The organism is Diaphorobacter sp. LI3 (assembly GCF_022807955.1).
In the GTDB taxonomy this organism is placed as follows: domain Bacteria; phylum Pseudomonadota; class Gammaproteobacteria; order Burkholderiales; family Burkholderiaceae_C; genus Diaphorobacter; species Diaphorobacter nitroreducens.
On record NZ_CP094346.1, the window covers coordinates 1,296,079 to 1,312,007 of the forward strand.

15 protein-coding genes are annotated in these 15,929 nt (G+C 68.1%); 8 read left to right on the forward strand and 7 right to left on the reverse strand.

Annotation, left to right across the window (positions count from 1 at the left end; all coding sequences use genetic code 11):
- Positions 1 to 15: 15 nt before the first annotated feature.
- The 3 genes from MRB47_RS06010 to MRB47_RS06020 all read left to right on the forward strand — a co-directional run bounded on the left by MRB47_RS06010 (position 16) and on the right by MRB47_RS06020 (position 3,852).
- Positions 16 to 951 carry a DMT family transporter gene (locus MRB47_RS06010; protein ID WP_252102190.1) on the forward strand — a complete coding sequence of 312 codons (936 nt, stop codon included), beginning with the start codon at positions 16 to 18 and terminating at the stop codon, positions 949 to 951.
- Between the two features lie 75 nt (positions 952 to 1,026).
- On the forward strand, positions 1,027 to 2,196 hold the full coding sequence (gene dinB / locus MRB47_RS06015) for a DNA polymerase IV (RefSeq protein ID WP_252102594.1): 1,170 nt from the start codon (positions 1,027 to 1,029) through the stop codon (positions 2,194 to 2,196).
- Positions 2,197 to 2,289: 93 nt separating this feature from the next.
- Complete coding sequence (locus tag MRB47_RS06020; protein ID WP_252102191.1) at positions 2,290 to 3,852, forward strand: methyl-accepting chemotaxis protein; 1,563 nt, start codon at positions 2,290 to 2,292, stop codon at positions 3,850 to 3,852.
- Positions 3,853 to 3,854: 2 nt separating this feature from the next.
- Here MRB47_RS06020 and queF read toward each other — a convergent pair whose 3' ends face one another.
- The 5 genes from queF to MRB47_RS06045 form a co-directional block, all read right to left on the reverse strand.
- The gene (gene queF, locus MRB47_RS06025) at positions 3,855 to 4,700 is read right to left on the reverse strand and encodes an NADPH-dependent 7-cyano-7-deazaguanine reductase QueF (RefSeq protein ID WP_252102192.1); all 846 of its coding nucleotides are present in this window, start codon (positions 4,698 to 4,700) and stop codon (positions 3,855 to 3,857) included.
- A gap of 58 nt (positions 4,701 to 4,758) precedes the next feature.
- Positions 4,759 to 5,628, reverse strand: a complete 870-nt coding sequence (locus tag MRB47_RS06030) for a 2OG-Fe(II) oxygenase (protein ID WP_252102193.1) — start codon at positions 5,626 to 5,628, stop codon at positions 4,759 to 4,761.
- A 22-nt stretch (positions 5,629 to 5,650) separates the two neighbouring features.
- Positions 5,651 to 6,037, reverse strand: a complete 387-nt coding sequence (locus MRB47_RS06035) for a hypothetical protein (RefSeq protein ID WP_011806411.1) — start codon at positions 6,035 to 6,037, stop codon at positions 5,651 to 5,653.
- Positions 6,038 to 6,068: 31 nt separating this feature from the next.
- Positions 6,069 to 6,851: a peroxide stress protein YaaA gene (gene yaaA / locus MRB47_RS06040; RefSeq protein ID WP_252102595.1), complete on the reverse strand. Its 783-nt coding sequence runs from the start codon at positions 6,849 to 6,851 to the stop codon at positions 6,069 to 6,071.
- Between the two features lie 147 nt (positions 6,852 to 6,998).
- A complete protein-coding gene (locus tag MRB47_RS06045) occupies positions 6,999 to 10,088 on the reverse strand; it encodes a ribonuclease E/G (protein WP_252102194.1) in 3,090 nt (1,029 codons plus the stop codon).
- A gap of 589 nt (positions 10,089 to 10,677) precedes the next feature.
- Here MRB47_RS06045 and MRB47_RS06050 point away from each other — a divergent pair.
- The 4 genes from MRB47_RS06050 to MRB47_RS06065 are packed head-to-tail and all read left to right on the forward strand — an operon-like array spanning position 10,678 to position 13,783.
- Positions 10,678 to 11,697, forward strand: coding sequence for an RluA family pseudouridine synthase (locus tag MRB47_RS06050; RefSeq protein WP_123675887.1), 1,020 nt, complete (start codon positions 10,678 to 10,680; stop codon positions 11,695 to 11,697).
- Complete coding sequence (locus MRB47_RS06055; protein WP_015913984.1) at positions 11,690 to 12,358, forward strand: HAD family hydrolase; 669 nt, start codon at positions 11,690 to 11,692, stop codon at positions 12,356 to 12,358. Before MRB47_RS06050 ends, MRB47_RS06055 begins: the two co-directional genes overlap by 8 nt.
- Positions 12,358 to 12,735, forward strand: coding sequence for a Rieske (2Fe-2S) protein (locus MRB47_RS06060; protein WP_011806407.1), 378 nt, complete (start codon positions 12,358 to 12,360; stop codon positions 12,733 to 12,735). Before MRB47_RS06055 ends, MRB47_RS06060 begins: the two co-directional genes overlap by 1 nt.
- A 4-nt stretch (positions 12,736 to 12,739) precedes the next feature.
- Positions 12,740 to 13,783, forward strand: a complete 1,044-nt coding sequence (locus MRB47_RS06065; RefSeq protein ID WP_252102195.1) for a S49 family peptidase — start codon at positions 12,740 to 12,742, stop codon at positions 13,781 to 13,783.
- A gap of 84 nt (positions 13,784 to 13,867) precedes the next feature.
- Here MRB47_RS06065 and MRB47_RS06070 read toward each other — a convergent pair whose 3' ends face one another.
- Together MRB47_RS06070 and MRB47_RS06075 are read right to left on the reverse strand one after the other, a co-directional pair.
- Positions 13,868 to 14,674 (reverse strand): SAM-dependent methyltransferase, encoded by an 807-nt coding sequence (locus MRB47_RS06070; RefSeq protein WP_252102196.1) that lies wholly within the window; start codon positions 14,672 to 14,674, stop codon positions 13,868 to 13,870.
- Complete coding sequence (locus MRB47_RS06075; protein ID WP_252102197.1) at positions 14,671 to 15,270, reverse strand: Maf family nucleotide pyrophosphatase; 600 nt, start codon at positions 15,268 to 15,270, stop codon at positions 14,671 to 14,673. The genes MRB47_RS06070 and MRB47_RS06075 overlap by 4 nt, the downstream gene beginning before the upstream one ends.
- A gap of 26 nt (positions 15,271 to 15,296) precedes the next feature.
- Here MRB47_RS06075 and MRB47_RS06080 point away from each other — a divergent pair, with 26 nt between their 5' ends.
- The gene (locus MRB47_RS06080; protein ID WP_252102198.1) at positions 15,297 to 15,848 is read left to right on the forward strand and encodes a YceD family protein; all 552 of its coding nucleotides are present in this window, start codon (positions 15,297 to 15,299) and stop codon (positions 15,846 to 15,848) included.
- The last annotated feature ends 81 nt before the right edge of the window (positions 15,849 to 15,929 follow it).

Here is a 15,929-nt window from a genome sequence, read left to right on the forward strand (position 1 = left end):
TATGCTCGGCGGCGCATGACCTCCTCCCTGACCGCCGTTGCACCCTGGCTCTGGGTGCCCGTGGTGCTGTTTGCCGCGCTGGCGCAGACCGTGCGCAACACCGCGCAGCGCTCCCTGACCGCCGAGCTGGGCACGCTGCCCGCCACGCTGGTGCGCTTTCTCTACGGCCTGCCGTTTGCCGGCGTGTGGCTGGCGTTGCTGTACGCCTGGCCCGCGCAGCCGCCGGCCGTGCCGCATTTCAGCGCCGCCTACCTGGGCTGGATCGCGCTGGGCGCGTTCTTCCAGATCGCGGGCACGGCCTTCCTGCTGCTGGCCATGGCCGAGCGCAACTTCGCCGTGGCCGTGACCCTGTCCAAGACCGAGGTGCTGCAGGTGGCGCTGTTCGCCAGCGTGTTCCTGCACGAACTGCCCACGCCGCTCGCGCTGCTGGCGATGGTGGTGGCCACGCTGGGCGTGCTGCTGCTGTCGCTGCCCCCGCGCGGACAGCTGCTGTCGCCTGCAGCCTGGCTGAGCCGCCCGGCCCTCTATGGCCTGGCCTGCGGCGCCAGCTTTGCCATCGCCTCGGTGGGCTTTCGGGGTGGGGCGCTGGCGCTGGGGGCGGAAACCCCCTGGCTGTCGGGCGCCTGGGGCGTGCTCATCGCGCAGACGCTGCAGACCCTGGGCCTGGGTGCCTGGGTGGCGCTCAAGACCGAGCGGGGCCTGGCCGCGCTGTGGCCCGCGTGGCGCATGTCGCTGGTGGCGGGCAGCATGGGGGCGGCCGCGTCGCTGGCCTGGTTCACGGCCTATGCCATGCAGACCACGGGGGCCGTGCGCACGCTGGGCATGGCGGAGGTGGTGTTCAGCTACCTGGTGTCGCGCCGCCTGCTGAGCGAGTCCTTCTCGCGGCCCGAGAAGGTCGGCATGGCGCTCATGTTGGCAGGGCTGGTGCTGATCTGCCTGCAGGGCGTGTAGGAGCGGACCGGGGGAGGCGCGACAATCGCGGCAGTGACCGCCACCGCCCCTGTTCGCCGCATCGCCCACCTCGACATGGATGCGTTCTACGCCTCCGTCGAACTCCTGCGCTACCCGCAACTCAAGGGGCTGCCCGTGGTGATCGGTGGCGGCCGCCGCCCGCAGGACGAAGCGCTGACCGCTGCCTACGCCGGGCGGCCGGGGGATATTCCGGTGGCGGCGTTTGCGCTGCTGAAGGACTACGCGGGCCGCGGTGTGATCACCACCGCCACCTATGCGGCGCGCCAGTTCGGCGTGGGCTCCGCCATGGGGTTGATGAAGGCCGCGCGCCTGTGTCCGCAGGCCGTGCTGCTGCCGGTGGACTTTGCTGCCTACCGCCGCTACTCCAGGCTTTTCAAGGAAGTGATCCTCTCCATCGCGCCCGTCATGGAAGACCGCGGCGTGGACGAGGTGTACATCGACTTCACGCGAGTAGCGGGCGGCCAGCGCGACGGCGGGCGGGTGCTGGCGCGGCTGATCCAGAAGAGCATCTTCGACGCCACGGGGCTGACCTGCTCGATCGGCGTGGCGCCCAACAAGCTCATCGCCAAGATGGCGAGCGAGTTCAACAAGCCCAATGGCATCTCCATCGTGCAGCCAGGCGACCTGCAAGACCTGATCTGGCCGCTGGACTGCCGCAAGATCAACGGCGTGGGCCCCAAGGCCGAGGCCAGGCTGCTCGCCCACGGCATCCGCACCATTGGCGAACTGGCCCAGCGGCCGCTGCCGTGGCTGATGCAGCAGTTCGGGCGTTCCTACGGTGCCTGGCTGCACGACGCGGCCTGGGGCCGCGACGAGCGCCCGGTGGTCACCGAGAGCGAGCCGGTGAGCATCAGCCGCGAGACGACCTTCGAGCGCGACCTGCATGCCGTGCGCGACCGCGCCGAACTCGGCGCCATCTTTACCGACTTGTGCCAGCGCGTCGCGCAGGACCTGCAGCGCAAGGGCTACGTGGGCCGCACCATCGGCATCAAGCTGCGCTATGACGACTTTCGCGCCGTCACCCGCGACCAGACCATTGCCGTGCCCACGCATGACGCGGCAACCATCCGCCGCGTGGCGGGCCTGTGCCTCAAGCGTGTGCCGCTGGACCGGCGTCTGCGCCTGCTGGGGGTGCGCGTGGCATCCCTGGTGCCGGTGGCGCCGCACAGCGCCGACAGCATGCCGCCGGGGCGGGAGCAATGTTCCGCCCTGGGTCTTTTCTGACAATCAGGATTATTATGTAAATTTTTGTGTCAGCAAACCACGGCACAATGGTTTGCACTGTTTCCGTGCGGAACCTTTCGGCAGGACTTACCTATGCGCGTCAACCTTCCCGTCACCAACAACGAATACGACTTTCCGGCCGACGAGCTGCTGATGTCCACCACCGATGCCAAAGGGGTGTTGACGCACTGCAACGCGCCCTTTGCCCGTGTGAGTGGCTTCACCATGGAAGAACTCATGGGCCAGCCGCACAACATGATCCGCCACCCGGACATGCCGCCCGAGGCCTACAAGGACATGTGGTCCACCATAGGCCGCGGGCGCAGCTGGACGGGCTTTGTGAAGAACCGGCGCAAGAATGGCGACTTCTACTGGGTGCAGGCCCACGTTACACCCATCATGCGCGAGGGCAAGCCGGTGGGCTACCTGTCGGTGCGCACCAAGCCCACGCGCGAGCAGGTCCAGGCCGCCGAGGCCTTGTATGCCCGCGTCAAGCAGGAGCGCGAGTCTGGGCGCCAGACCATCCGGATGCACGCCGGGGGCGTGCGCAGTACCAGCATGTGGGACCATCTGCGCAAGCGCTACCGCGCGGGCCCCACGCTGCGCCTGGCGGCCATGCTGTTGCCGCTCATGCTGGTGTCGCTGGTGCCAGGCTGGTTGGGCTGGAACGATGGCATGGCCGTGGCCCTGCACACCCTGGCCTGGCTGGTGACGGCGGGCCTGGTGCTGGCGCGCTACCACGTGGGCATGACCCTGCCCATCCGCAGCCTGCGCCGCCTGCTCAACAGCATGGCCGCTGGCGACCTCACGCACCGCGAGCCCGAGCTGCCCATGACCCATGTGCTGGGCAAGGTCATGGCGCGCGTGCAGCGGTTGCAACTCAACATCCGGGCCGTGGTGGGCGACGCGATGGAGGAAATGGAGCGCTTCAGCGGCATCTCGGCGGAAATCGCCCAGAGCGCACAGGATCTGTCGGGCCGGGCCGAGTCGCAGGCCAGCAGCCTGGAAGAATCGGCCGCCGCCATGGAGCAGCTTTCCGCCACGGTGGAAAACTCCAACGAGGCTGCCCAGAAGGTGGTGCGTGAAAGCCACCACAGTGCCGAACTGGCGACCCAGGGCGGGCAGGCGGTGGCCCAGGTCAGCCAAGTGGTCAGTGCCATCGAGCAGTCTTCGCGCAAGATGGGGCAGATCATCTCGACCATCGAGGGCATCGCCTTTCAGACCAACATCCTGGCGCTCAATGCAGCCGTCGAGGCCGCGCGTGCGGGTGAGCAGGGGCGTGGCTTTGCCGTGGTGGCAGGGGAGGTGCGCAGCCTGGCGCAGCGCTCGTCCGAGGCTGCCAAGGAAATCCAGGCGCTCATCAACGAGTCGGCCAGCAACATCGGCCGCGGTGCGGGCCTGATGCAGTCGGCCAGCAAAACCATCGAACAGGTGGTGCAGTCGGTGGCGCACGTCAATACCCTGATGGGCCAGATGGGTGTCGCAGCGCGCGAGCAGGCAGAGGGTATCTCACAGGTCAACGAGGCCGTCACCCTGCTCGATCGGGACACCCAGCAGAACGCAGCCTTGGCGGAACAATCGGCCGCAGCATCCCGCGTCATGAGTGACAGTGCTGCCGTGCTCGGGCGCACGTTGGAAGTGTTCCGCGTGCGCTGAACTTACTGACGCGCGGTGCGGACGTTCTTCGGCATCGCCTGCGGGTGGCTGGTGCGCCAGGGGTTGATGTCCAGGCCCCCGCGGCGCGTATAGCGCGCATACACCTCCAGTTTGATGGGCTTGCAGCGCGTCCACAGGTCCATGTAGATGCGCTCCACGCATTGCTCGTGGAATTCGTTGTGGTTGCGAAAGCTCACGATGTACTGCAGCAGCCGTTCCTGGTCGATCTGTGGGCCGCTGTAGGCGATGCGCACGCTGCCCCAGTCGGGCTGGCCGGTGACCAGGCAGTTGCTCTTGAGCAGGTGGCTCACCAGCACCTCGCTGACCGGCGCTTCGTCCATGGCGGCGCGCAGCAGCTCGGGCGCGGGCTGGTAGGTGTCGCACTCGATGTCCAGCCGGTCCAGCAGCAGTCCGTCAAGCTCGTGCAGCGGCTCCTGGTCAAACTGCTCGGGCAGCACCAGGCGCACGCCCACGGTGCCCGGGGTTTCTGCGCCACGCCAGACGGCCTCACTGATATCGGTGCGCAGGCGCGCCTGCACGTCCTGTGCGGTGGCAAAGCGCGTGTTGTTGTAGCTGTTGAGGTACAGCTTGAACGACTTGCTCTCGACGATGTGGGGCGTCTCGCAGGGAACGGTGATGTGGGCGATGGCCACCTGCGGCTTGCCGCGCAGGTTGAGCCAGGACAGCTCGAACGCCGTCCACAGGTCCGCGCCGAAGAAGGGGGCGTTGCCGTCGATGCCGATCTCGGCGCGCTTGTCCGCGCGCGGAATGGGAAACAGCAGCGACGCGTCGTACTGGTCGGCATAGGCCGAGGCCTTGCCGAGCTGGGAGTGTTCCGGGGTGTTCATGGTGTGCTATGGATTGGATAGCTGCTAGCGCTTATCGAATAAGTGCTAGAGGCTCATTTCATTTGAATTCCCGTTCGCGCAGCCATTTGGTGGCGATCCACTTCTCGCCCTCGATCACCGAGGCGCCGCCGTGCAGCGTGCGCGTGCTGGGATGGGGCCGCTCGTAGCTGAAGAACACCGCATTGCCCTGGCGCGGCGCCACTTCCAGGGGCACGTCGGGGAAGGTGGTGCCGCCGCCCTTGCGCGGGTTGTTCAGGTAGATCACCAGCGTCGCCACGCGCTGGCCGCCGCGGCGCACGATGGTGGAGGTGCCGGGCTGGTCGGGGTCGAAGTAGTCGTAGTGCGGCTTGTATTCCGCGCCGGGGCGGTAGTGCAGCACCTGCAGGCCTTCGCCGTTCTGGATGGGCCAGCGCACCAGGCGGGCGATGCGCTCTTCCAGCCGCTGCACCACGGGCGTCTCGCCGCGCTGAAAGAACATGCCGTCGCTGGTGCGGTCCGCGTTCACCTCTTCGCCGCCGGTGGTGGTCTGCACGGTGAGCGAGCGCGCCATGCGTGGCTGTGCAGCGTCGATGATGGCCTGGCATTCCTCGGGCGACAGCAGGTTGCCGAACAGCACCACGCGCGGCTGGGCCATCGACATCAGCACCTCGACCTGGCGGTCGCCCACGTCGATGAAGAGCGGCGCGTCGGCGATGTCGGGCTCGGGTACCGGCACGGCGGGCGGTAGGCCTTGCGGCTGCACAGCGCCGTCCAGATGCGCGCGCAGTACCTCCTCCACCGCGCGCACGGCAACGCTATCGGCCCAGCCCGCGTTGCGCATGGCCTCGATCAGTGCGGGCGTGGCGATGCCGGCGCCGGACTGGTCGAGGATCCACTGGCGCAGCTCGGGCGTAACGGACTGGGAGGAGGCGAAGCTGTGATCGGGCATGGGCTTTCGTTGGGGCAGGGTTTCAGGTGCGCTTAAGGCCCAGCACCTGCAGTTCGGCATCGCTCAAGCGCGACAGCACGTCGCTGCGCAGCGTCTGCAGGCGCTGGTGGTGGCGAAAGTCCAGGTCTACACCCTGCAGCGGCTGCACGCCGTCGGACGCGAGCGCATAAGCCTCGCCGGCTGTCTCGTTCACCAGCAGCCACATGCGCCGCACCTGGCCCCGCTGGCCGCCATGCGTGTGCTGGGCGGCAAACGCCTCCGCATCGGCGCGCCGGGTGAAGGTGGCTTTCAGGAATTCTTCGCGCATGAACGTGATCCACACGCCCCAGCCTTCGCGCACGGTGGCCTCGAAGGGCTGGTCGACGGCTTGGGTGGCGGGGTAGTGCGCGGTTTCGACGGCGTGGTTCATGGGGGGCGTCCAGGAAAGGAGGGGAACCTGTCTAGCTGCCGGCGGCGTGGCGGCGGAACACGAGCCGGTCGGGCTGGGACGAGGCCGGGTGGAAAGCATAGCCTTCCAGGTCGAATTCCTCCAGCCGCCGCGGGGTGGCCGCGCGCTGCTGAATGGCCCAGCGCGCCATCAGGCCGCGCGCGCGCTTGGCGTAGAAGCTGATGATCTTGTACTGGCCGGCCTTGTGGTCCTCGAACACGCATTCAATCACGCGCGCCTTGAGCACCTTGCGGTCCACGGACTTGAAGTACTCCTGCGAAGCCAGGTTGACCACCACCGGCGTGGCGTCCGCGGCCAGGCGCTGGTTCAGGTGTTCGGCGATGCGCGCGCCCCAGAACTGGTCGAGGTTGGCGCCGGCATCGGTCGCCAGGCGCGTGCCCATCTCCAGGCGATAGGGCTGCATGCGGTCCAGCGGCCGCAGCACACCGTACAGGCCGCTCAGGATGGCGACATGCTGCTGCGCCCACTGCAGGTCTTCGAGGGAGAGCGTCTGCGCCTGCAGCCCCTCGTACACGTCGCCGTTGAAGGCCATCACGGCCTGGCGCGCGTTGGTGGCCGTGAAGCGCGGCTGCCAGGCCGCATAGCGCGCCACATTGAGGGCGGCCAGCGGGTCGCTGATCGACATCAGCGCGGCCACTTCCTGCGGCGACTTCTCGCGCAGCACCGCGATCAGGCGCTGTGCGTCGGGCACGAACGCGGGCAGCGTGTGCGGCAGGCCGGCGGGCAGGGGGGTGTCGTAGTCCAGCGACTTGGCGGGCGACAGCAGGAACAGCACGGTCATTACTCCCAATGTGCGAGCTGCCGTGGCTATCAGCTGAATATGCCTCTAAGGCTTATCCATCAAGCGCCAGCAGCTCATTTATCGATAGCGTAAAACGCCACCGGGGGCATGACGCCCCCGGTGTTCTGCCATGGCGCGGGCTTAGGCGGCCGCGTTGTCCTGGTCGAACGGCAGCTGCATCGCGCCCAGGTCGCGGCGGGTTTCCACCAGCACCAGCGGACCTTCATCCAGCACCACCACGGGCGCGCGCTCGCGCGGCACGTGGACGGGCTTGGGCTCGGCCGCAATCGCGGCCTGCGCGGCGGCGATCTTCTGGGCGTCGGAATTCACCCATTGCAGGCCCGAAGCCTGCGCCACCTGCTGCAGCGTGTCCACGGGCAGCGTGAATGCCTGCACGCGCGGCATGCCACCGGTTGCCGGCGCTACCGCGGCGGCAGCCGGAGCTGGTGCGGGCACAGGTGCCGCTGCAACGGGCGCGGGCGCCGGTGCGGGGGCTGGCACGGCGGCCGGGGGTGGCGTCACTGCGGCCGTGGCTTCGGGCGCGGCCTGCGGCGTTGCCGCCGGGGCAGATGCCGGAGCGGAGGCGAAATAGCTGCGGCGTGCGGGGGCGGAGTCCTCCTCGGCCGGCGCAGCGGGAGCGGGGAGGTCCAGGTCCATCAGCGGCGCGCCAGGCGCTTCGGCATCGGCACCGGTGGCGCTGGCCTCGGCATTGCGCGGGCCGCGCTCGCCACGTTCGCGGCGGTCGCGTCCATAGCGGTCGCGCGAACGGCGCTCGCGGCGCTCCTCGCCGGCGGGGGCTTCGGCGCCGGACGTACCGACTTCAGCGCCGGACAGGTCCAGGTCCGGCAATGCGGCCAGGGGCGCAGTGTCGGCAAAGTCGGCGCCAGCGGCGGGGGCGTTGGCGTCGATGGTGCGCGGGCCGCGTTCGCGGCGCTCGCCGCCGCGTTCGCCACCGCGCTCACGGCGCTCGCCTCGTTCACCCCGTTCGCGGCGTTCACCGCGCTCGCCGGTGCGTGCCGTGCGCTCCTCGGTCACTGCCACGTCGGCATCGGTCGTGACCGGGGTGTTGGCCAGGTCGGCCGCAGACTGCACGGGCGGCTGTGCGTTGCGCTCACCGCGCTCGCGGCCGCCACGGCCTTCGCGCGGCTCGCGGCGGCTCTCGCCTTCCGCGCGCTCGCCACGGCGTTCGCCGTCGCGGCCATTGCGTGGCTCACGCGGTTCGCGGTTCTCGCGGCCCTCGGCGCTGCGCTCGCCGCCACGGCCTTCGCCACGGCGGCCGCGGCCTTCGCCGCCTTCGCGGTTGCCGTTGCGCTCACCGCCACGCTCGCCGCTGCGTTCACCAGTGCGTTCGCCACGGCGACCGCCGCGCTCACCGCGACGCCCTTCGCCGCGTGCGCCGGGTTCCGCCGGCGTCTGCGCGGGGGCCGCCACAGGTGCGGGCGCGGGTGCGGCGCCAAAGCCGAACAGGCTCTTGATCCATGCGAAGAAGCCCTGCTCGGGCGCCGGTGCGGCGGCCGGGCGCTGGGGCGCAGGCGTGGGGGCTGTTGCCGGGCGCTGCTGGCCGTGGCCCTGCGGGCGCGTGGCGCCGCGGGCGGCGCCTTCGGGGCGCGGCTCGGCCACAGGGGCGGGTGCATCGGGCAACACGCCCTTGATCACGGGCGTCTGCTTGTTGGTAGGCTCCTGCGAGCGGCGCGTGACCTTGGTCTGGTCTTCCTCCACGTCGGCCAGCTTGTAGCTGGCGTCCAGGTTTTCCAGACGCGGGTCGTCGTGCTTGAGGCGCTCCAGCTTGTAGTGCGGCGTTTCCAGCGACTTGTTGGGGATCAGCACCACGGAGACGCGTTGCTTGAGTTCGATCTTGGCGATCTCGGTGCGCTTTTCGTTCAGCAGGAAGCTGGCCACCTCCACCGGCACCTGGCAGTGCACGGCGGCGGTGCTGTCCTTCATGGACTCTTCCTGGATCATGCGCAGCATCTGCAGCGAGAAGCCTTCCGTGTCGCGCACGTGGCCGGTGCCGTCGCACAGCGGGCAGCGGATGTGTGCGCCTTCGGACAGCGAGGGCTTCAGGCGCTGGCGGCTCATCTCCATGAGGCCGAACTTGCTGATGGTGCCGAACTGCACGCGCGCGCGGTCCTGGCGCAGCGCGTCGCGCAGGCGGTTTTCCACTTCGCGGCGGTTCTTGCTCTCCTCCATGTCGATGAAGTCGATCACGATCAGGCCGCCCAGGTCGCGCAGGCGCATCTGGCGTGCCACTTCGTCGGCGGCCTCCAGGTTGGTGCGCGTGGCGGTTTCCTCAATGTCGCCGCCCTTGATGGCGCGTGCTGAGTTCACGTCCACGCTGACCAGAGCCTCGGTGTGGTCGATCACGATGGCGCCGCCCGAGGGCAGGGTCACGGTGCGCGCGTAGGCGGACTCGATCTGGTGCTCGATCTGGAAGCGCGAGAACAGCGGTGCGTCGTCGCGGTAGCGCTTGACCTTGCCGGCATGCTCGGGCATGACGTGCGCCATGAACTGGTGCGCCTGCTCGTAGATGTCGTCAGTGTCGATGAGGATGTCACCGATGTCGCTGTTGAAGTAGTCGCGGATGGCGCGGATCACCAGGCTGGATTCCTGATAGATCAGGAAGGCGCCCTTACCGGCCTTGGCGGCGCCATCGATGGCGGTCCACAGCTTGAGCAGGTAGTTCAGGTCCCATTGCAACTCGGGCGCGGAACGGCCGATGCCGGCGGTGCGCGCGATGATGCTCATGCCCTTGGGGTACTCCAGCTGGTCCATCGCCTCCTTGAGCTCGGCGCGGTCCTCGCCCTCGATGCGGCGCGACACGCCCCCGCCGCGTGGGTTGTTGGGCATCAGCACCACATAGCGGCCGGCCAGGCTGATAAAGGTGGTCAGGGCCGCGCCCTTGTTGCCACGCTCTTCCTTCTCGACCTGGACGATCAGCTCCTGGCCTTCCTTGATCACGTCCTGGATCCTGGCCTGGCTGGGTGATACGCCCTCGGCGAAGTACTGTTTGGAGATTTCCTTGAACGGCAGGAAGCCGTGGCGGTCTTCGCCATAGTCAACGAAGCAGGCCTCCAGCGACGGTTCCACGCGCGTGACGATGGCTTTGTAGATGTTGCCCTTGCGCTGCTCGCGCCCTTCGATCTCGATCTCGTAGTCCAGCAGCTTCTGGCCGTCCACGATGGCCAGGCGCCGCTCCTCGGGCTGCGTGGCATTGATGAGCATCCGCTTCATGATGCAATTCCTTTTCGTTGTGTCGTGGCGGCCCGCGCGCAGCGCTCTCTCAGGGCTGCAGCGGCGCGTACCGCCGGTTCCAAACCAAACAGGCTCTACACGAGCCGGAAATGCCTGGACTGACGCATCGAAACGAGGGAATTGCCGGGATGCACCACGACTGCTGGGTTGGCTAACTCAGCAGGCGGGGTGGTGGCGCGTGGATGGGGGCGAGCCGGTCAGCGCGCAGGCGTGCTACTAAAAATGTAGCCGTTGGCGCTTGACCGGCGGGTGTTGGTGGCGATTTGCGTGCACGTGGCAAAGGCTGACGCCCTCGCCACAATGACACCATCCATGCCAGCAACACCCACATGATTTTCGCTTTGATCCGCTGGCCGCAGTGCCCGGGTGGGGTGCGCGGCCAGCTTGGGATTCCGTAGATTCAGTGTTTCGATTTGTCAGCCTGCACGGCCGGCATGCGGACCTTCGCAGGCAACCGGCCTGCAATCTGCGCGCATGACGCCCGTTGGCATCAACCATGCTGCGCGCCGAGCCGGGCTGGGTCCATTAAACTCCAGACAAATCAACCACTTACACATTCGTCGCGCAGGTGAAACACATTATAGGGGGCAAACCGGCCGCTGGCCGCACCCCGCCAGAAGCCCCGGCGGCCCGCATCGTCGAGGTCGACGCCGAATCCGCGGGCCAGCGGCTCGACAATTTCCTCATCCGCCACCTGAAGGGCGTGCCCAAGACCCACGTCTACCGCATCATCCGCAGCGGCGAGGTCCGCCTGAACAAGGGGCGCACCAGCGCCGACGCGCGCGTGGCACCGGGCGACCTGGTGCGTCTGCCCCCCGTGCGCGTGTCCGACAAGGTGCTGGACAAGGCGGAGCGCCCCGCGCCCGCGCGCGAATTCCCCATCCTGCTGGAAGACGAGCACCTGATCGCCATCGACAAGCCCGCCGGCACGGCCGTGCACGGCGGCAGCGGCGTGAGCTTTGGCGTGATCGAACAGTTGCGCCAGGCGCGCCCGCAGGCGCGCTTCCTGGAACTGGTGCACCGGCTGGACCGGGAGACCTCGGGCATTTTGCTGGTGGCCAAGAAGCGCTCGGCGCTCACACATCTGCAGGACCAGTTCCGGGGGCGCGAGACGGGCAAGACCTATCTGGCGCTGGTCACCGGCCACTGGCCCGCCAACAAGAAGGTCATCGACACGCCGCTGCACAAATACCTGCAGGAGGATGGCGAGCGCCGCGTGCGCGTGACCACGCCCGACGACCCGGACGGCATGCGCTCCGTCACCCTGGTCAAGGTGCGCAGCCAGCTCGCGCCGCGCCCCTTGCAGGGCCTGCCGGCAATGAGCCTGCTGGAGGTGACCATCAAGACCGGGCGCACGCACCAGATCCGCGTGCACCTGTCCTCCCAGGGCCACCCGATCGCGGGCGACGACAAGTATGGGGACTTCGACCTGAACCGGCGCCTGCAGAAGCAAGGCTTGAAGCGCATGTTCCTTCACGCATGGCGGCTACAGTTTGACCACCCGGCCAGCAGTGAGCGCCTGGAATTGCGCGCCGAATTGCCGCCCGAACTGACCGCTTTCCTTTCCGACGACCCCGCACATGCCTGATTTCCGCCCGCGCCGATTCGATCTCATTGCCTTCGACTGGGATGGCACGCTGTTTGACTCCACCGCCATCATCGTGCGCAGCATTCAGGATGCGGTGCGCGATGTGGGCGGCACCGTGCCTACGGATGAAGCCGCCGCCTGGGTGATCGGCATGGCGCTTCCGCAGGCCCTGGCCCATGCGGCCCCCGACGTGCCGCGCGAGCGCTATACGGAGTTGGGCAACCGCTACCGCTACCACTACCTGCAGCACCAGGACGACCTGAGCCTGTTCGACGGCGTGCTGCCCATGCTGGAGGGCCTGCGCACGCGCGGCCACCTGCTGGCCGTAGCCACGGGCAAGAGCCGACGCGGCCTGGACCAGGTGCTGCACCAGGTACAGCTGCGTGGCATGTTCGACGGTTCGCGCACCGCGGACGAAACCGCCGGCAAACCGCACCCGCTGATGCTGCAGGAGCTGATGGCCGAGTTCGGCGTGGAGCCCGAGCGCCTGCTGATGATCGGCGACACCACGCACGACCTCGCAATGGCCCGCGCCGCGGGCTGTGCCAGCGTGGGCGTGGGCTATGGCGCGCACGACACGGCGGGCTTTGCCGAACTGGGGCCGCTGTGCGTGGCTTCGTCCGTGGCCGATCTGCACCGTTGGCTGCAGGAGCACGCGTAATGGCGACTCCGGTGGAGCAACGCATCGACCTCTGCCCCAGCGAGGCACTGGTGGATGGCGGCCGCGCCGTGGCGTTCGACGTGCGCTACTGCGGCCAGATCTGCCGCGCTTTCGCCATCCGCTATCAGGGCCGCGTGCACGCCTACCTGAACCGCTGTACCCATGTACCGATGGAGATGGACTACCAGGAAGGTCAGTTTTTCGACGACACCGGCCGCTGGCTGCTGTGTGCCACGCATGGCGCGGCCTACCAGCCCGACACGGGAGCCTGCGCTGGCGGTCCGTGCCGCGGCGGGCTGGTGAAGATCGCCTTGTCCGAGGAAGGGGGCCGGGTGCGCTGGCATACTGCCCTCCATCTGCACACCGTAGAGTTTTGACTCCATGACCGATCCGACCCGCACCGAACCCACGGGATTTGAGGGAAATCCGCCCGCAGCGCCCGACCTGTGGGCGCAACAAGCTACAAAAAATGAAGCGAGCAAGGCCGCAGCCGCTCCCGGCTGGGAGCGCGAGACGCTGGAGAAGCTGGTGCTCGGCACCCTGGCCGAGCAGCGCGCGGCGCGCCGCTGGCGCAACTTCTGGCGCCTGGCGTGGGTCCTGTTGGCGGGCGCGGTGATCTGGGCCGCGCTTTCGCGCGAAATGACCGCAACCAGCAAGAGCACGCCGCATACGGCCGTGGTGGACGTGAAGGGCGAGATCGCCGCGGGCGCCGAGGCCAGCGCCGAATTTGTCGTAGCCGCCATGCGCAGCGCATTCGAGGATGCGGGTTCGCAGGCCGTGGTGCTGCTCATCAACTCGCCGGGCGGCAGTCCGGTGCAGGCGGGCATCATCAACGACGAGATCGTGCGGCTGAAGGCCAAGTACAACAAGCCCGTCTATGCCGTGGTCGAGGAAACCTGTGCCTCGGCGGCCTACTACATCGCGGCGGCGGCGGACGGCATCTTCGTGGACAAGGCCAGCATCGTGGGCAGCATCGGCGTTCTGATGGACGGCTTCGGCTTCACCGGCGCCATGGAAAAGCTGGGGGTGGAGCGCCGCCTGCTCACCGCCGGTGAGAACAAGGGGTTTCTCGATCCGTTCAGCCCCCAGACCGAAACCCAGCGCGCATACGCCCAGGCCATGCTCGACCAGATCCACCAGCAGTTCATCGGCGTGGTGAAGCAGGGGCGGGGCGACCGGCTCAAGGTCACGCCTGAAACCTTCAGCGGCCTGTTCTGGACGGGCCAGCAGGCGGTGGAGATGGGACTGGCCGACCAGCTGGGCAACCTGGACTACGTGGCGCGCGAGGTGGTCAAGGCCGAGGACGTGATCGACTACACCCGCCGTGACAACGTGGCCGAGCGCCTGGCCAAGAAGTTTGGCGCCGCGGTAGGCATGGGCGCCGTGAAGGGCCTGGCTGCGCTGCAGCTGCCGCAGCTGCGCTGATATTGGGTTAAATCAGGCTCCAGCGCTTATCTATCAAGCGCTGCAAGCTATTATTTTTGAATTAACCGGGGCCGTGCGTGCGGCCTACGCACCGATGGCGAAGACCGTGGGTACACGGTTGTCCGGCGTGCCGGCGGTGTGTTGGCGCCATTCGCGCACCGTGTGGCTGGCAACTTGCGCATCGGCCAGCGTCAGGCCGCTTGCGCGCGCCAGCCGGGTCTGCGGCTGCAGCCCCTGCAGCAGCGCCTGCCACAGTGCGGCGTTGCGGTAAGGCGTCTCGATGAAAAGCTGTGTCTGGCCCTGCTTGTGGGCCAGAGTTTCCAGCTCGCGCAGGCGTTTGGTGCGCTCGCCTGCGTCCTGCGGCAGATAGCCCACGAAGGCGAAGTTCTGGCCGTTGAGTCCGCTGGCTGCCAGTGCCAGCAATAGCGACACCGGTCCCACCAGCGGTACCACGCGCAGCCCCAGGTCATGCGCCGCGCGCACCACGGAGCTGCCGGGGTCGGCGACGGCGGGCATGCCCGCCTCGCTGACCAGGCCCATGTCGTGCCCTGCCAATGCCGGCGCCAGCAGCGGACGTGCGTCGAACGATGCATGGCCCCGGGCGCCGTGGTCGCCCTTCTTGTGCACTTCGCGCGGCAGTTCGGTGATCTGCTGCGCCTGCAGCGGCGCCCCCAGCGGGTGCAGCGCGTCCACGCGCTTGAGGTAGGCGCGGCAGCTCTTGGCGTTCTCGCAAATCCAATGGGTGAGGCGTGCGGCTTGGCGCAACGTGCCCTCCGGTAGGGCTTCGGTCAGGGGTGCCTGGCTCTCGCAGCCGAAGTCCAGCGGCGCGGGCACCAGATACAGGGTGCCCCGAGCCGGGGTCGGGCCAACCGTTGCAGTGCTTTCGCTCATGGCAGCACCAGCCCTGCGGCGCGCAGCATGCGGCAGGTGCGTATCAAGGGTAGCCCGATCAGGGCGGTGGGGTCGTCGCTGTCGATCGCGTCGAGTAACGCGATGCCCAGGCCCTCGCTCTTGGCGCTTCCGGCGCAATCGTACGGCTGCTCGGCACGCAGATAGCGCTCGATCTCGTCGTCCGAAAGGTCACGAAAGCGCACCCGCACCGGCGCCAGGTCCACCAGCTCGAAGCCGCAGTCCTGGCAGACCACCGCCACGGCGGTGTGGAACACCACGGTCTTGCCACGCATGCGGCGCAACTGGGCGGTGGCGCGTTCGTGGTTGCCGGGCTTGCCCAACGGCTCGCCGTCCAGGTCTGCCACTTGGTCGGAGCCGATCACGATGGCCTGCGGATGCAGGCTGGCCACGGCGCGCGCCTTGGCCAGCGCCAGGCGCAGTGCCAGCGCGCGCGGGGCTTCGTCCGGCCGCGGTGTCTCGTCCACCGCGGGGGCAGCCACGTCGAAGGGCAGGCCCAGTCGGGCCAGGAGTTCGCGCCGGTAGCGCGAGGTCGATCCCAATACCAGGGAGCGGGACAGGGGGGAGAAATCCGGCATGCCTGGATTCTCTTACACTGCCCAGCATGACCAAGGAACACTCCCCCGACCGGCTGGACGTCAAGGCTTTTGCACAGGCCGGCGCTCACCTGTCCGGTCATGACACGCTGCTCAAATACAAGCGTCTGGCCGAGGAGGCGCAGGGGCTGCACCCGGATCTGCGCGTGGATTGGGCGGCGGACGGCGAAGTGCGCACCACGCACGGCGTGGGCGGCCAGGTCTGGCTGCGTCTGAAAGCCAGCGCCACCTTGCCGATGACCTGCCAGCGCTGTCTGCATTCCGTGGACGTGCCCCTAGAGGTAGAGCGCGAATTCCGCTTCGTGGCCGATGAAGCCACCGCTGAGGCACTGGATGGCGACAGCGATGAGGACCTGCTGGCATTGAGCCGCGAGTTCGATCTGCGCGAGCTGATCGAAGACGAACTGCTCATGGCCCTGCCGGTGGTGCCGCGCCATGAGGAATGCCCGACAGATGTCACGCTGGCCTCCAGCGACGAGGACTTCGAGCAGGCCAGTGCCGAAAAGCCCAATCCGTTTGCAGCCCTGGCAGGGCTTCGCAAGGACAATCCGGACGCCTGAGAAACGGCCCCGTTCGGCGGTTCCGATCAAAAATCATTTGAGATATAATCGAGGGCTTCGCGCGAATCCCCTCGTGTCTTC

Excerpts from the sequence above, each read along its gene's own strand:
- MRB47_RS06045 (WP_252102194.1), bottom strand. The coding sequence starts at position 10,088 with ATGAAGCGGATGCTCATCAATGCCACGCAGCCCGAGGAGCGGCGCCTG.
- MRB47_RS06080 (WP_252102198.1), top strand. The coding sequence starts at position 15,297 with ATGACCAAGGAACACTCCCCCGACCGGCTGGACGTCAAGGCTTTTGCA.
- MRB47_RS06010 (WP_252102190.1), top strand. The coding sequence starts at position 16 with ATGACCTCCTCCCTGACCGCCGTTGCACCCTGGCTCTGGGTGCCCGTG.
- MRB47_RS06055 (WP_015913984.1), top strand. The coding sequence starts at position 11,690 with ATGCCTGATTTCCGCCCGCGCCGATTCGATCTCATTGCCTTCGACTGG.
- queF (WP_252102192.1), bottom strand. The coding sequence starts at position 4,700 with ATGAACACCCCGGAACACTCCCAGCTCGGCAAGGCCTCGGCCTATGCC.
- dinB (WP_252102594.1), top strand. The coding sequence starts at position 1,027 with ATGGATGCGTTCTACGCCTCCGTCGAACTCCTGCGCTACCCGCAACTC.
- MRB47_RS06020 (WP_252102191.1), top strand. The coding sequence starts at position 2,290 with ATGCGCGTCAACCTTCCCGTCACCAACAACGAATACGACTTTCCGGCC.
- MRB47_RS06075 (WP_252102197.1), bottom strand. The coding sequence starts at position 15,270 with ATGCCGGATTTCTCCCCCCTGTCCCGCTCCCTGGTATTGGGATCGACC.
- MRB47_RS06065 (WP_252102195.1), top strand. The coding sequence starts at position 12,740 with ATGACCGATCCGACCCGCACCGAACCCACGGGATTTGAGGGAAATCCG.
- MRB47_RS06030 (WP_252102193.1), bottom strand. The coding sequence starts at position 5,628 with ATGCCCGATCACAGCTTCGCCTCCTCCCAGTCCGTTACGCCCGAGCTG.
- MRB47_RS06035 (WP_011806411.1), bottom strand. The coding sequence starts at position 6,037 with ATGAACCACGCCGTCGAAACCGCGCACTACCCCGCCACCCAAGCCGTC.
- MRB47_RS06070 (WP_252102196.1), bottom strand. The coding sequence starts at position 14,674 with ATGAGCGAAAGCACTGCAACGGTTGGCCCGACCCCGGCTCGGGGCACC.
- MRB47_RS06060 (WP_011806407.1), top strand. The coding sequence starts at position 12,358 with ATGGCGACTCCGGTGGAGCAACGCATCGACCTCTGCCCCAGCGAGGCA.